The sequence below is a fragment of the Dialister pneumosintes genome (genome assembly GCF_001717505.1).
GTDB lineage: Bacteria > Bacillota > Negativicutes > Veillonellales > Dialisteraceae > Allisonella > Allisonella pneumosinta.
Map to the genome: position 1 here is coordinate 998,350 of NZ_CP017037.1, position 16,872 is coordinate 1,015,221.

Annotated in this window: 8 protein-coding genes; 3 read left to right on the forward strand and 5 right to left on the reverse strand. The window is 33.9% G+C overall.

The window, feature by feature from the left end:
- The first annotated feature begins 235 nt into the window (after window positions 1–235).
- Entirely contained in the window at window positions 236–3,658 is a 3,423-nt protein-coding gene (locus BCB69_RS04990; RefSeq protein ID WP_069177187.1) for a PD-(D/E)XK nuclease family protein, read from the forward strand.
- Window positions 3,651–7,487: a helicase-exonuclease AddAB subunit AddA gene (gene addA / locus BCB69_RS04995; RefSeq protein WP_069177188.1), complete on the forward strand. Its 3,837-nt coding sequence runs from the start codon at window positions 3,651–3,653 to the stop codon at window positions 7,485–7,487. The genes BCB69_RS04990 and addA overlap by 8 nt, the downstream gene beginning before the upstream one ends.
- Here the strand turns inward: addA and BCB69_RS05000 are convergent.
- The 4 genes from BCB69_RS05000 to BCB69_RS05015 form a co-directional block, all read right to left on the reverse strand.
- Window positions 7,484–8,323: a hypothetical protein gene (locus BCB69_RS05000; RefSeq protein ID WP_069177189.1), complete on the reverse strand. Its 840-nt coding sequence runs from the start codon at window positions 8,321–8,323 to the stop codon at window positions 7,484–7,486. The two genes, addA and BCB69_RS05000, sit on opposite strands and share 4 nt — an antisense overlap.
- 169 nt (window positions 8,324–8,492) lie before the next feature.
- Entirely contained in the window at window positions 8,493–10,676 is a 2,184-nt protein-coding gene (gene speC / locus BCB69_RS05005) for an ornithine decarboxylase (protein ID WP_069177190.1), read from the reverse strand.
- A gap of 614 nt (window positions 10,677–11,290) precedes the next feature.
- The gene (locus BCB69_RS05010; protein WP_236887181.1) at window positions 11,291–12,208 is read right to left on the reverse strand and encodes a LysR family transcriptional regulator; all 918 of its coding nucleotides are present in this window, start codon (window positions 12,206–12,208) and stop codon (window positions 11,291–11,293) included.
- An 87-nt stretch (window positions 12,209–12,295) separates the two neighbouring features.
- A complete protein-coding gene (locus BCB69_RS05015) occupies window positions 12,296–13,225 on the reverse strand; it encodes a LysR family transcriptional regulator (RefSeq protein ID WP_022513535.1) in 930 nt (309 codons plus the stop codon).
- Between the two features lie 720 nt (window positions 13,226–13,945).
- Between BCB69_RS05015 and BCB69_RS05020 the strand changes: the two genes are divergently transcribed.
- Window positions 13,946–15,286, forward strand: a complete 1,341-nt coding sequence (locus BCB69_RS05020) for an MATE family efflux transporter (protein ID WP_069177424.1) — start codon at window positions 13,946–13,948, stop codon at window positions 15,284–15,286.
- Window positions 15,287–15,390: 104 nt separating this feature from the next.
- On the opposite strand, the gene potE is transcribed toward BCB69_RS05020, so the two are convergent.
- On the reverse strand, window positions 15,391–16,716 hold the full coding sequence (gene potE, locus BCB69_RS05025; protein WP_022513532.1) for a putrescine-ornithine antiporter: 1,326 nt from the start codon (window positions 16,714–16,716) through the stop codon (window positions 15,391–15,393).
- Window positions 16,717–16,872: the final 156 nt, after the last annotated feature.

A 16,872-nucleotide genomic window follows, 5' to 3' on the forward strand; every position in this document is an offset into this window, starting at 1 on the left:
CCCCCTTCATTTATATCATTATGATGAATAACTTATTTTTTACTGGTTATATTATTATATTAATACATATTACAGTCTTATACAATAGCTAAATTAACATTTTTTATTCTGCTGCCCAAATTTATGCAAAGCATTTTTTGATAGATAGTTATCCTCCCATATATTATGCTCGTGTATAATAAGAATATAATTATATTTTATAACTACCTATGAATCTATAATGCAGGAGAATACTATGGGACTTCATTTTATTTTTGGTCGTGCAGGATGTGGAAAAACAACTACTTGTTGTCAACAAATTGCCGATTATCTTTTACAAAATAAAGAAAATCATGCTATCTTCTTAGTCCCCGATCAAGGAACCTACAAAGCAGAATCAACCCTTGCATCAATCATGCCTCAAAAAGGATTTACAAATGCAACAGTATCTGGATTTTCTCGATTATCTTATCGTATATTTCAAGAACTTCATACCAAAACAAGCGAAGCTCTTCCTCCGATTGGACAACAATTAGTAATCTCACGCCTTTTATCCGAATATAAAGATGAGTTTAAAGTTATTGGTCATGCTGCAGGAAAAAAACATTTTTCTGAAAATATAACCTCCTTTTTCCATGAATTGGATACGTATCTCATTACAGAAGAAAAGTTAGAAGAAATTACTCATATAGAAAGGTCCTCTCCTTTAGGATTAAAATTGCAGGATATGCTTCTATTATATAAATTATATCAGAAATATTTATCTGACCATTTTGCATACAATGGTTCAACTTATGATCTTCTTTTACAGGAAATCCCCAAATCCGGAATTATTTCTGATTCAAAAATATGGATAGACGGATTTAACGGAATGACACCTCAGGAAGTAGAAATTGTTTATGCCTTAATTACTCATGCCAAAGAAGTAACTATTTCTTTAACAATGGATACACCAAATGCATCTCAAAATATACCTGTATGGAACCGTCCTTATCGTTTATTTTCTCTATTAAACAAGAAATTTCCAAACTCTTCACAAACTATACTGTCCAATAATTATAGATTTAAAACTCCGGATATCACGGAAATGGTAAATCATTTTTTTACAACCCCTTTTGTATCCGCGTCTTTATCTCGTGTAACAAAAAAACACCCCTTTTATGGTATAAAACTATTTTCTGCACCGGATTCTCAACAAGAAACAGATGAAATAGCACGACAAATTATAACATTAGTCAAACAAGGATCTCATCGTTATCGAGATATTTTAATTTTATTGCGTCACCCAGAAAATTATATAGATGTATTAACTCGACGTTTTAATCATTACCATATACCTGCATTTTTTGATCGTAAAGAACCTATGAATAATCACCCTTTGATTATTTTATTATCCAGTTTGCTACGATTTCTTACTGCTGAAACCGATGGACTTTATAAAGGTTGGACTCGTAATAATATTTTTCGTATTTTAAAAAATGACTTGCTCTCTTTATTACCCCCCCAGGAAATAAATATATTGGAGATTTTTACATTACGTTATGGTATTCGTCCTAATCAATGGCATACTCCATGGAAATTTCATACAGCTCATTCTGTAGACACAGACACTGATGAATTGACTGAAGAAGAATTAAAAGAACAAATCGTAATGAACGAATTTCGAAATAAAATACTTACTTCACTCGTTCCACTTACTATGCATTGGAAAAAAAGCACTTCCTCTAAGCAGAAATGCTCTATTTTATATGACTGGCTGATAAAACAACAAATCCCGAAAAAATTAGCCGCTTGGGATGAAAAAGAATTTCAAGAAACACAACAACGTCCACATGCACAAGTTTGGAAAAAAGTAATTACTGTACTCGAAGAGATAGTTCATGTCAGTGAAAATGATAATATTCCTTCGGAAACTTTTTTAACAATAGTAGAAGATGCTTTTTCTACCTTGTCTTATTCTATGATTCCTTCTACATTGGATCATGTTATGGTTACAAGTATTGAACGTGGTTACTCTATGGAAGGAAAAGTTGTATTTATCCCAGGTATTAATGAAGAGCAGTTCCCTGCACGAATAGAAGATTCCGGTTTTATTACCGATATAGAAAAGCAACAAATTCGTAAAAAAACAGGAACTTCACTGGGACCCGATTTAATGCATCTTATTTATCAAGAACAATTCTATGTTTACTTAGCCATGACACGAGCTAAAGAATGTTTATTTCTCTCTTATACTTCTTTTAATACAGAAGGAAAAGAGTCTTCCCCGTCTTTCTTAATAAGAAATCTTAAGAGACTTGGTTATATTCAAGAAGAAATGTTCTCCACTCCCCCCACTCCTAATACAACTGACTTATCCTATCTTGCACATCCGAACCAGGCACTTTCATTATTCCCTTCTATACTAAGACAAGGAATACCCAGTGAAAATTCTATTTGGGTTCCCTTTAGAGATTGGATTATGTCCAATAATAACCGTAAAAAATGCCTACATACATATATGAGTGCATTTTCTTACTCCAACCAAGCAGTTCCTTTGGGTTCTGAGCTTGCGAATAAACTATTTGCGCCAAAAGGTCATTTTATAGGTTCTATTTCTCAATTCGAATCTTATAGAAAATGTCCCTATCAATATTTTCTACAACGAGGGCTGCATTTAGAATCTGTAGATCAAGCGGAATTAGATGCCAGAGATTTTGGTAATTATTTACATGCAGGTCTTAATAATTTTGGAAAAGAACTTTCTCAAAGTATTAAACAATGGCGTGATGCAACAGATGAAGATATTGAGTCTTTATCTATTACTATTTCTAACACAATTGCACCTCGAATAAAATATGGAATTCTTCATAGTGATGCTGCACAAAAATACACAAAACGTTTATTAAACGAGACTTTTAAACAAACTCTATATCGACTACGTAATTGGAGTATGCATAGTTCTTTTGATACAGTGCAATTAGAGCAACAATTTTACATGAATCTGGTCGATGAGTCCGGTAAATTATTTGCACTTACAGGAAAAATCGACCGTATAGACCAATCAGAAAATGCTATCGTTATTGCAGATTACAAAACCGGTAATGTCAGTGCAGACTTACAATCTATGTTAACAGGCTATCATTTGCAATTAATCGTGTATTTGATGGCAGCACTTGAAAAAGATAAAGAACATCTATTACCAGCCGCATTAGTATATATCTATTTATCCGGTGATGCTCTTATTTCTAAATCCATTCCGCCTAATGAAGACTATATTGCCAATAACAACAATCAATATATAAATGGTTATTTTCTTCATGATGTAAATACGCTTGCAGAACTAGATCATTCATTTAACTCTGACAACATAAGTACTCCATATTTACCATTAACTAAACTTAACTCCGGCGGTGTAAAAAAATCACACAAATTATTGTCTAAAGAAGAGTTTAATGCTCTCATAACTAAAGTGAAAGAAGTGTTAGGTAAAATTCATCATAAAATTTCCGAAGGACAAATACCCATCCAACCTGCCATTTATAATCATAAAAATCCATGTAATTATTGCATATATCGTAGTATTTGCCGATTTGACAGAAAATTGGGAGATAAACCGGAATGGATTCCTAATAAAACAGACGCAAAAATAAAAGAAGAACTAACCAATCATAAGAGTGGAGGTGAATGCAATGAGTAATACAAACTGGACCAAGGAACAAACTGCTGCCATTATGAATCGTAATACCAATTTATTGTTATCTGCGGCTGCAGGAAGTGGAAAAACAGCCGTCTTAGTACAACGTATACTTACTTTAATTACAGACACTACACAACCGATAGATATAACCGATTTATTAGTGTTAACCTTTACAAAAGCAGCCGCAACAGAAATGCGTACACGCATTACTTCTGAATTGCTACGTTTGTTAGAAAATGCTGAACAAGAAAAAAACACATTGCAAGCTGCACATATCAACCGTCAATTAGCGCTAATAGAAAGTGCACATATCTCAACAATTAATGCCTTTTGTCAATCTTTAATCAAACAGTATTTTTATCGAATTCCTTTAGATCCTAAATATAAAATCGTTAGTGACGAAAGCATATTATATCTGTTAAAACAAGAAGTATTATCGGAGGTACTTCTTGACTGGTATAGTAAAAAAGATTCTTATTTCATCAAATTGTCAGATATGTTGGCAAATCGATATCAAGATAGTCATCTAAGAAATACTATTTTGTCTTTACATGCATTTTCTCAGTCCATGGCATTTCCAAAAAAGTGGCTAAATGCTTTACATGAACCTTATAAAATAGAAAGTGATAAAACATTATCTTCTTTATCATGGGTAAATGATATTCTTGAAAATTCACAACGGCAAATCAAATCATGTCTTGATTCCTACAAAGTGATTTTAGATGTTCTTAATAAACATCAAGAAGACTTTTCTTCTTATAATGATTGCTTATCTACAGAATATGACATGCTTTGTAATATAGCTTCTTCACAAACATGGGAAGAGTGGCAACAAAATACAGTAACCTTTCCTTTTGCTGCCAGATTACCTGCTATCAGCAAAAAGAAAGCGTTATATCCTGAAAATGTAGATGAAGTAAAAAAACAAATAACCACACTACGTGACAAAGTAAAGAAGGATTTTAAAAAACTTTCCGAGTTTTTTAAAATCCCTCAAACTAATTGGATTACGCAAATGAATGAAACCGTTCCATTAATTCAAACATTAGTAAAAATTACAAATGAGTTTCATTCCGCTTATATGGAAAGAAAACAAAAAGAAAATATTCTGGAATTCAGTGATACGGAACATTATGCATTAAATTTACTTTTAGATAAAAAGAATCCTGATTTTAATACAGAAAACGCACTGGAATATCCCTCTGATACAGCTATTGAATTACGTAAAATTTATAAAGAAGTAATGATTGATGAATATCAAGATACTAATAATGTACAAGAAATGATAACTGCATTACTTAGTAGAAATAATAATCGTTTTATGGTAGGAGATATTAAGCAGAGTATCTATCGTTTCCGATTGGCCGATCCAACAATTTTTCAAGAAAAATATAAACACTATGCAAATCCAAAAAATCCTTTTAATCTGCGAATTGACTTAAATCGAAATTTCAGAAGTGATGCATCTATACTCGCAGGAATCAATTTTATCTTTAAACAAATTATGAGTGAAAAAGCTCTGGAGTTAGATTATGGTGCAGCAGAAGCTTTATATCCCGGTAAATCAACTTGTACAGATAAGCAATACATCGGAGGAGCAATTGATATAGATATTATTGATAAAAAAGACATCTTACCCGAACAGGAACTACCGGAAGAAGTAAAGGATATTAAACGTATAGAGGTAGAAGGCATTCATATTGCTAATCGTATTAAAGATATTTTAGCATCCGGAAAAACCATACTGACTAAAGATGGAAGTACCAGACCGGTAACCTATAATGATATTGCTATTCTTATGCGTTCTATAAGTACTAAAGCAACTTATCTCGTACATACATTACAAACCGAAGGTATCCCCTGTATATGTGAACAAAAAGATGATTTTTTTGAAACTATAGAAGTACGTCAATTATGGTCATTACTGCAAATTCTTAATAATCCTCGATTAGATATTCCTTTAGTGGCTATATTACGCTCATCTTGGATAGGTCTTGATGAGCAAGAGTTAGCACATCTATATTTGATAAAAAAAGAATTAACCGATAGTATATCTCCTTGTCTTTATGATGCATTATTACAACCTCATTCTATTGTTAATTCAAAGAAAAAAGAAAAGGTAAATTTCTTCTTTAACCTTTATAAAAAATGGAAGTCTTTAGCATATAAAGAAGGAGTTGCTGCATTAATTAGAACTATATTAGATGATACTCAATTTATATCTTATGTAGCATCATTACCGGAAGGCACTTATAGAAAACAACATGTAGAATCTTTTTATCAAAAAGCATTGGAATGGGATAAAGGTCGTACTACCGGTTTATATGGATTTATTTCAACTATTAATCAGCTAATAAAAAATAATCAAAAATTTACAACAACAACTACTATATCTACCGAAAATAATGTAGTACGTATTATGACGATTCATAAGAGTAAAGGATTAGAATTTCCAATTGTTTTTATTGCTGATGCCGCTTGCCAGTTTAACACTAAAGAGATGAGTCAAAATGCATTATTTCATAAAACTAAAGGCATAGGTTTTGATTACTTTAGTACCAAAAATAAAATGCGATGGAATACTTTGTATGGTTTTAATGTACAGCAAACTTTACAAAAAGAAATGCTTGCAGAAGAAGCACGACTTTTGTATGTTGCAATGACTAGAGCCCGTGATAAGTTAATTATTGTAGGAACTGTAAATGATGCTCTTTCCAGTATAAAAACATGGTCAATTACATCATTTGGACGTATCCCTGTAAAAAATAATGCATATCATCAATTACCGGTACACGCAGTTACAAATGCAAAATGTTATCTTGATTGGATTATGCCTGCTGCTGCCACCAGTCGTTCTATGCAAGAGTTTTGGAACTTAGCGTCAGACATTCCCATGTATGAAGAAGATGCTATAGAGAAAGACACTTCTTTTTCACTCCATGTTATAGCAAGAAACCATTTACTATCCTCATTTTTTAGTACGATAAATACAGAAGATTCTTCTGTACATGAAGAAAATCCTGTTATTGCAATTGATTCTTTTCTTAATTCTTACCAAACGCCTCCTACATGGATTGAAAACACCTTATTATGGTCATATTCTTATCCGGGATCCGTATGTACCCCATCAAAAATTAGTGCAACAATGGCCACTAAACTCCTATTAGAAACAAAGGAAGAAGAACACCCTTCCGTACTTTTAAAAGAAGAAATAAAACCAGATACGCTTCCATCCATTTTTTCTGAAAAACCGCTCTTTTTGCAAGAAAAGCATATTATAAAAGAAGGAAGTTCTTACGGAACTCTGATGCATAAAGTGATGCAATTTTTAGATTTTAAAACAATAGCAACTACTAAAGAATCTGTACAAAAAGCCATACAAATACTAACTGACAAAGGTGTATTTACAGAAGAAGAGTATGATTCTCTTCTATACAATGCTAAACAGCATTCACCTATAAATGATATTCTCACTTTCTTACAAAGTCCTTTATGTAACAGTATAAAAACAGCTCAAGTGGAAAAAGAACTGGCATTTTCCATCTTACTCCCTGCCTATTATTTTTATCCTGCATGTGAAAAAGAAGAAAAGGTTTTTATGCAAGGCGTTATTGATTGCATATGTGAAAAAAATTCTAAACTTATTATTATTGACTACAAAACGGACCATGTGAAGAACAAAAAACAGTTAATAACTCACTACACACCGCAACTTAATTTATATGCTTATGCAGCTCAAAAATTATATCAGAAAAAAATAACTGATTTATATATCTGGTCATTTCATTTAGGATGTGAAATTGCTGTTCCTCTCCAATTTTTTAATTAACTTCCACAACGTAAATAATATACAGGAAAATCTTTCATACTGTCTGCTTTTTCTAACCCTTCAAAATATATAGAATCTCCCAAATCCTTACCATGTACCTGCTGATGCAATTTCATTAATATTTCTGACATTGTAAAACATTCTCCATTATCAGATTTTATAAATGCACAAATTTCTACAAGAATTCCTTCCTGTCCATAATCTTCTATAACTTCTACTATCATTTCATTAGCAAATAATTTTTTTGAGTCATAGATAAAAGCTTCATATACACAGTAAAAAGCTGTGGAATTCAATACAATTTTTTGTGGTTTCCACTCTTTGGATGATCTTTTTATATAGACTTGATAATTCCAAACTTGATTATTAAATACTTCTCTATTTAATTCTAATTCTTGATTAAAATCCCAAAAAATAGAATCCAGTAGATAATTAGGCATATAATCCATGGAACTCTTTAATTTTTGAAATTCTTCTTTTAATATTTTCTTTCTCCAAAAAAATGTTATGGCAATAGGTACTATAACAAATGGCATCCATAAAATAATCCCCAAAAGAGCAAGCCCTTTATAATTTCCGGAGGGTCTACTCCTATCAACATTATTAATCAAATTGGATATATTATTAAAAACCTCAAAAGTTGTATCCGGTATAAAAAGAAACAAAGCAGCCATTTCAAAAATCATAGAAAAAATAAATATCCATATAAGTTGTTTAGCTATCTTATTACAAATTTTTTTCTTTATTTCTATGTCTACTCCATTAGCTGCTTCAATGTTTTTACACCAATTTTTTGCTCTTTCAATTTGAATCGAATTACTATCAATCCCAAACATATTTTTATTTCACCACCTATATAAATTATCTTCTTTATTATAAGTGATGACTAAAATATATTACAATGATTGGTTTTAAAAACATCAAAAAAGAGACTGTGATTTCCACAGTCTCTTTTTTATAAGGTGATATCCTTTATTCTGTAATAAGTAACACAAGTGTTAATTATTATTTAAATGCCGGATCAAATTCCTTCTTCAATACATAGCCATAAGCCTGTTTGAGTCCGTTTTCACCTTCTTCAATGTATACACCCTGAATTTCCGGTTCGAATCCCGGCATCTTATTGATACCATCGGTCAAAATCTGGAAGTACTTGGTTACAGTTGGAGCCCAACGTTCACCTGGCTGGATACAAAGAAGTCCTGGTGGATATGGAAGTGCACCTTCAAGAGCAACTCTGCCTTCGATTTGATCGAGAGGAACGAGTTCACAATGGCGAGCAATGAGTTCCATATTAGCATCATGCGGATTCATTACATATTCCGGCAAGTAATCTCTTAAGAACAAGCGCTTCATAATTGTAGAAGTTTCATGTCCCTTGTAGAAATCATGCATGTATTGGCACAACTGACGAATTGTCCAACCAGCATAAATATCTTCGTTAGCATAGTAAATATTTGGAAGAACTTCAGACATTGGAGCATCTTCATCAACAAGTTTTTCGAACTTGATGAATTTAGCTACCAAGTCATCATACTTGGTCATATCTTCTGCCGGAGTCGGGAGGAAGAGAATATCATTCAAGTCGCACTTTTCAGGAATAATACCATTTCCACGGAGGAAGTTAGCCAAGATGGTTCCCGGAATACCGAAATCATCATAAGTACCGTCTTCCTTAATTCCACAGGTTACAAACTGAAGCTTCATTGGGTCAACGAAGTACTGACCTTCAGCATAGCCTTCGAATCCATGCCACTTAGCACCCGGTTCAAATGCCCAGTATGCCATATCTGTAGCCATCTTTTCAGTGTCGCCATCTTCCCACTTCTTGCCATGAACCATCGGCGGTACGAGTGGACGGAGGTAGTGACAAGTACGCATAACTTTCTTACGTACTTCAATAGAGTCCTTAACGCACTGCGCCCAGAGATAACGACCAGCTTCACCATCTTGCATCTTAGCGTTTACGTCAAGTGCTGCAAAGAGTGGATAGAATGGAGATGTAGATGCATGCATCATGAATGCGTTATTAACTACCTTGTGGTGTACATAACGATCCTGTCCCTTAATATGTTTATCCTTCTTATGAACCTGAGATGTCATAGAGAAGCCTGCTTGCTGCTTATGAACAGACTGGGTTACGAAAATTCCCGGATCATTTGGACCAAGATCAAGGAGTAATGGACTGCAATCCTTCATCATTGGAATGAACTGTTCATAACCAACCCATGCAGAGTCAAAGAAAATATAGTCGCAAAGGTGACCAATCTTATCTACTACCTGACGTGCATTATAGATACAGCCGTCATAAGTGCCGAGCTGAATAACTGCCAAACGAATTGGTCTTTCAGCTTTAGCCTTAACCGGATCACGTTCTGCAATCAATTTACGAATGTAGTCTTCATCGAAACAGTGTGCCAAGATACCACCGATGGAACCGTAAGAGTTACGGGATGTTTCGAGGTAAACCGGAATACCACCCTGCTGAACGAGTGCACCGTGTGCGTTGGACTTATGGTTATTGCGGTCATAGAGAACAATATCTCCAGGAGCAACAACTGCATTAAGAACAACCTTATTAGAGGAAGAAGTACCATTCAATACGAAGTAAGTCTTGTCTGCATTGTATACCTTAGCAGCATGTTGCTGAGCAGCTAAAGCAGGCCCCTGGTGAATTAACAAGTCGCCCAATGCAACGTCAGCGTTACAAAGGTCAGCTCTGAAAATATTTTCACCGAAGAAATCATAGAATGCACGACCAGCCGGATGCTTAGCGAAGTACGCACCACCCTGATGACCTGGGCAGTCAAACTGAGCATATCCCTGTTCTACATATGTAGCTAATCCTTTGAAGAATGGTGGCAACATATCGCTTTCATATTTAGCTGCTGCACTTTCAATCTGGCGTTCATATAATCCACGGTTAACTTCTCTCAAGTCCATTACGCGGAATACTTTTTTGAGAACTTCATCACAAACAGAGGTTCCTTCTACAAGTACTAAGAATACCGGAATACCAAATGCTGCGATCTTTGCTTCTTCGTCCAAAATCGCAGTATCAGCATCAGTAATAACAATAGCTGCTACATCGGTAAAATCGGTGTCATTAAGACCAACGATTTCACGTTCGGTAATTGGATTAAGAACGGAATAAGCTTTGTCTGAATAAGCAAGTTTAAAATGCTTCATTAATTAAGACCTCCTACTAAATTAGTGGACATATCTCACAACCGTGTGCACCCGATTGTAAAACATTTTATTCGTGTCAGCGATTACATAAATCACTTCACGTTTACATACCTATTTTAGTACAATCACCTCTCATAAACCAATATCATTTGCATTCTAATTCATTTTATATCTCACATTTAATTAAATAAACTAATTATTCTCTATAATTATTATTAATTACTTTTACTTATTGTTATATCAGAATATATATATATCACAAATATTCTTTATGCTCTTTTTTTTTATAATAATTTAGAAACTCTTTTTTTTATATGAGATTTTTCAGCGATAAACACTGATTATTTTAAAAGTTATTTGTATTTATATCTTTTGTTTATAATTTCATTTTTCTGTATGTAAAATATTTTTTATTTCTATTTTATATACATTTTTTGATTACATGTAAGTTATATATTTTTTATTAATACTTTTTTTGTGTTTTTATTTTATTCATTAGTTTATATTCAGTTTATATAATAATTAAATTTATTTTATTATTTTTCTCAGCAAAACTTTACTATTTACTATCATCTTTTCCAATATAAAATATATAGCATTTTATACTTGTATATTTAATAAATAACAGCTTTTGTTTTTGCGTAATCAGCAAAATATCTTATAATGTAATCTTTTAAAAGAACAGCAGGTCTTGATAGAGGAACGCTTCCATCCCAAGTTAAAGTAATATACCTATAGCACCTTGGAGATGTAATAGGAATTAAAGTGACTTGTTCCCCGCAGGAAATGTCACTCCAAGTAATTTGCGGTACTAAAGATATCCCCATTCCCGCTCTGATAAACTCTCTTACCGTAAGTAAACTATCACTTTCTAAATCTACACGAGGTGTAAATCCTGCTTTTCTACAATAGTATTCAATAATTTTACGTAAACTTTGTCCTTTATGTAAACAAATAAAACCGTCTTCCGCAAAATCATTTAAATTTACACTAATCATTTTTGATCGAGGATCTGATTGCGGTAATGCCATCAATAATTCTTCTCTAAATAAAGTAACCGAATGATCATTAGTCATAGGTTTAATATCACTGGTCAACTCTAAATCAGTATTCAATCCTCCAATACTACTAGGTCTTTCATTAGCACCTCGTAATAATAATTCAAAATTTACTTCCGGATACTCTTTCTTAAATCCGGCAAGAAATACAGGTAACAACTTAGAAGCAGCTGATATAGAAAGACGTACCGTTTGTTGTTCTTGTTGCTTAGCCGTATCTAATTCTCGTTTAGTTAATTCTACTTCTTCCAAAATACGATTAGTATGCTTAAGTAATATTTCTCCAAAAGGTGTTAGCGTAATATTTCTTCCTTTTCTTGTGAACAAAGGAACATTAAAATCTTTTTCTATAGAATTAATCACCCTACTCACAGTCGGTTGTGCAACCTGAAGTGCTTCCGCAGTTTTAGTTACATGTTGAAGTTCTGCTACTTTCTGAAAGTAAGTCATAACCATTAATGTAAGTTTCAACATTAACTCCTTTCCATATTATAATAAATTATTTATATCAGTAATAAACATTAATTATAGAAGAGGGGATATATATCCCCTCTTCTATAATTAATGTTTATTAAATTGACTAAAACGTTTTGCAGCATAACTTTTAGCAAAATCAGCAAAATGATCAATAATAAATTTCTTTAATTCTGCGGCCGGAGCCGGCAATTCTCTATTTTTATCCCAAGTTAAACTAATGTAACGATAACACCGAGGAGATGCAATAGGCACTAAAACTACATTTTCTCCACCAACACCCCCCCAAGTGATTTGAGGAACAAAGGAAATTCCTAACCCGGTTCTTATAAATTCTTGTACCGTTTCAGGACTATCACTTTCTAATGCCACTTTAGGCATAAACCCGGCCTCTCGGCAATAATAATCTGTTACAGTACGAAGACTTTGTCCTGTATGAAGACAAATAAAGCTGGATTCAGAAAAATCACTTAAATTTACAGAAGGCATATTAGCATGTGGATCAGTGTCTGGAACAGCCAACATAATCTCTTCCTTAAACAGAGTAACAGAATGTCCATCATCTAAAGGATGAATATTTGAGCAAAGTGCTAAGTCACATCCTTTATAGCCCACATGATGCTCGGTTTGCAATCCTTGCAATAAAATTTCTAAACGAATATCGGGATGTCTCTTTCTAAATTCCATAAGGAAAGAGGGTACTAACTTAGATGCTGCATATAAAGATAATTTTACAGTTTTATGTGCAGCTTCTTCTGCTTCTTTTAATTCTTTTTTTGCCGCTTCCATCTCTTTCATAATTAAATTAACATGAGCAAGTAATATTTCTCCATATTTAGTTAATACAATATTTCTTCCTCGATGATCAAAAAGCGGCACATCTAATTCTTCTTCCAAGGACTTGATAGTTCGGCTTAAAGACGGCTGTGCAACATGAAGTGCCGCTGCTGCTCTAGTCATATGTTGCAATTCTGCAATCTTCTGAAAATATGATAACGAAGTAAATGTAATCTTCATACTGCCTCCCTTTCAAAAATTCCCACAAAAAAGATAAATATTATTAATAATATTTATCTCCTCACCTCAACTCACGTGAAGTTGAATCATTTACAAAAGATGCGTGGTTTAGTATCAAACTCTCTTTATATATACATCTGACATTAATTATATAACAATTATATCATAGAAAACAATGTAATCAAAACTTATTAGTATTTGATTACAATTAATTATTTCTCATATATATTATTGCCTTTTTATCAATTAATAAAAAAGTAATAAAAACTGTACACGTTATCATAATAAAGACCGGTTATTGTATTTTTCTTTCAAAACAAAATAAACTATGTTATCATATATATAAGTACTTTTAATACATAACAATTACATGAATTTACTACAAGCACAAATAAGTAAAATAAATATTATAAGGAGGTGGATGGCAATGTATATAAGCAGAACTACTTTTGTAGCAAAGATTAATAACATTGAATCCAGTGTATCCACTCTTATAACTAAAAGAGTTATTCCTCCCATCCAAGGCGCTTTTATATATTAGTGTGAACAGCGGATTTGCTGTTCTATTTTTAATTTACATTGTTGTAAGCGTCTCTATTTTTATATTGAAAAAGTTTCTCTACAGCTATATGCTTTTAGAGGGTTACTATATCTTTTTATAAGATAAGAATGAATAGACGCTTACCGGCGTCTTTTTTTATTTCTATAGGTGATTACATTATGTTTACTCAAATACATCGTCATATAAAACAACTCATGACAGTAATGATTCCTATACTTATTGCACAAATCTCTGTTGTAGGAATGAACTTTATTAACACTGCGATGAGTGGACATGCAGGACCAAATGATCTGGCCGGTGTATCTGTTGGAGCGGGTCTTTGTTATCCTCCATTAGCATCCATTGTAGGGTTATTAATGGCAGGAACACCTATGCTAGCTCAATTAAAAGGACGACGAGATAAAAAAAATATTCCTATCGTAGTCCGTACAGGACTATTTTTAGCTATAATTATAGGAGTTATTTTTATAACTTCTTATTTCCTGTTTATTGATACACTCATGAATTCCTTGCAATTAACTCCACCGGTAGAAAAAATTGCACGTGGATATTTACTGGCTATGATGGGCTCTGTATTCTTTGAAGCATTAGTTATTCCACTTCGTGCTCTAACTGATACAATAGGAAATACTTCCATATCTATGAAACTATTCTTGATTGCTCTTCCAATCAATGCCTTGTTTAATTATCTTTTAATTTATGGGAATTTTGGATTCCCCCAATTAGGTGGAATCGGATCCGGAATCTCAAGCATGATTACCTATATTATATTATTTTTATTGTTTTTATACATTACCTGGTCTGATTCTCGTTTTATGGGGAAAAAAATATTTTCCCAGATTACAACTACGAAAAAAATTTGGAAAGAGTATCTTTCATTAGGTTTGCCAAATGGCTTAGGTATATTTATGGAAACCTCTCTATTTGGACTCATTATTATATTTATTGCAAAATTTGGAACAACAGTACTGGCTGCTTATCAAGTTGCTAATAATTTTTCAACACTTGCTTATATGTTTCCGCTCTCGTGTTCTATGGCATTAACAATTCTGGTAGGCACAGCAGTTGGTGGAGAAAATTATGACAAAGCACGAACTTTTCGTTCTGCCGGACTATTTTTATCTATTATAGGTTCTTTTATTACATTTATTTTAACCATTACACTTAGAGAAGAAATTGCCTCCATTTACTCTGCTGACCTTACTGTTATAAAAGAAGCCGGACACTTTTTAATTTATGCAGCGGCTTGGCAAATGTTTGATGCTATTGCTGCTCCAATACAAGGAATCCTACGTGGATATAAAGATGCACAAATACCATTCTTCCTTATGTTAATCGCTTACTGGGGTATTTGCTTCCCGTCTTGTTTATTCTTAGATCATACATTAGGAAATGGCGCCTTTGCTTACTGGCAAGGTATAGATTTTGGAATTGCCTGCTCTGCAATTCTAGTAACTCTTCGATTAATTTATGTAGAGAAAAAACACAAAATAAATTAATTTATTAAGAAACTCCTTTTATAAAAAATATAGAGACTAAAAAAAGACGAACGCTTTGTTCGTCTTTTTTAGTGATTGGGTCTTAGCGGATATAATTAAATTTCTTATGCAGCTTTGTGAACTTCCATATTTCTTTCGTAGTCGTAACGTGGAGAAATATAGCCGTAGAACATCCAGCCAGCGAATGTTACCAATGCACCGTAGGTGCAGGCATCCATTCCGCATGCGTAGCATGCGTACAAGCTGTATGCAGTGCCAAGAGTTGCTGCAATCATTGGCATACCGGTTTCATCACCCTTGCCACCGCAGATCATAATAATCTTAACAGCAGCCATGCAGAGGATGTATGGAACGAGGTTTGTAATTGTTGCAAGGTTTACCAATACTTCGAACTGTTCGTTCAAGCTTGGGCTAATTGCAGAAAGACCAAGTAATGTCTGGATACCGCCGAGAATAAGCATTCCCATGTATGGAGCACCCTTACCATTAACCTTAGCGAATACTTCCGGAATAAATCCTTCATCAGCCATTGCCTTGAAGATATTCGGAACAGTAAACTGCCAGCCCAACAAGGAACCGAGACAAGCTAAGGTCATGAGACCCATTACCAACTTACCTACTGCCGGTCCGAACATATGAGCATATGCAAGTCCGAATGGAGCAGAGCTCTGTACGATTTCTTCAGCAGAAAGCATACCAAACATTACGTTGGTAGAAGCAATGTATACTACTGCGCAAAGAGCGGTAGCAAACAATACTGCCTTCGGAACAGCTTCTTCCGGATTTTCAACTGCGTCAGCGTTAGCACAAGCAGATTCCAATCCGAGGAAGGACCACAAAGTCATGGTAATAGCATTGGTTGCAGCTTCGCCGAATGGCATATCATGTACGTTCCAGTTTGCAGCGTACATATCACCGGAGAAGAAGAACCAACCAGCGGTAGAGATAATCAGAATTGGAGCAATTACACCCCAAACTGTTACAGAACCGATCTTACCAGTAATGGATGGGCCACCGAAGTTTGGTAATGTGGTGATCCACAATACTGCAATAGTTGCAGCACAAGACATAATTGGGCTAAGTTCCGCATCAAAGAATACCACACCATAACCTACAGCAGAGGTAGCAATAGCAACGTTCGCAATAACAAGAGATACGCCATAGGTATAGCCGCAAAGGAAGTTTCCGCCCTTGCCGAATGGATATTCTGCATAACCACTCATGCCGCCCGGTCTCTTGCTGTACATACCACACTTAGCAAATGCATAAGCGAGGAGCATAGAGCCTACTGCTGTAACTAACCAAGATACGATGGAAAGTCCACCTACCTGAGCAAGCTTTGCAGGGAGCATGATGATGCCGGAACCCATCATGTTAACAGCTGTAATAATAATAAGCTGTGTCACACTCATCTTCTTAGAGTTTTCCATTATAACACTCCTTTGGATATATGTATAAAACAATATACCCAACAAATAATAATCCTTAAAAAGATTATGGATTGTTTAACTACACTGAAATGAACCTTTCAGTGCTCCGCTATGGACCCTATCAGATGAAACACGTACTCACACGTGCAACTAAAT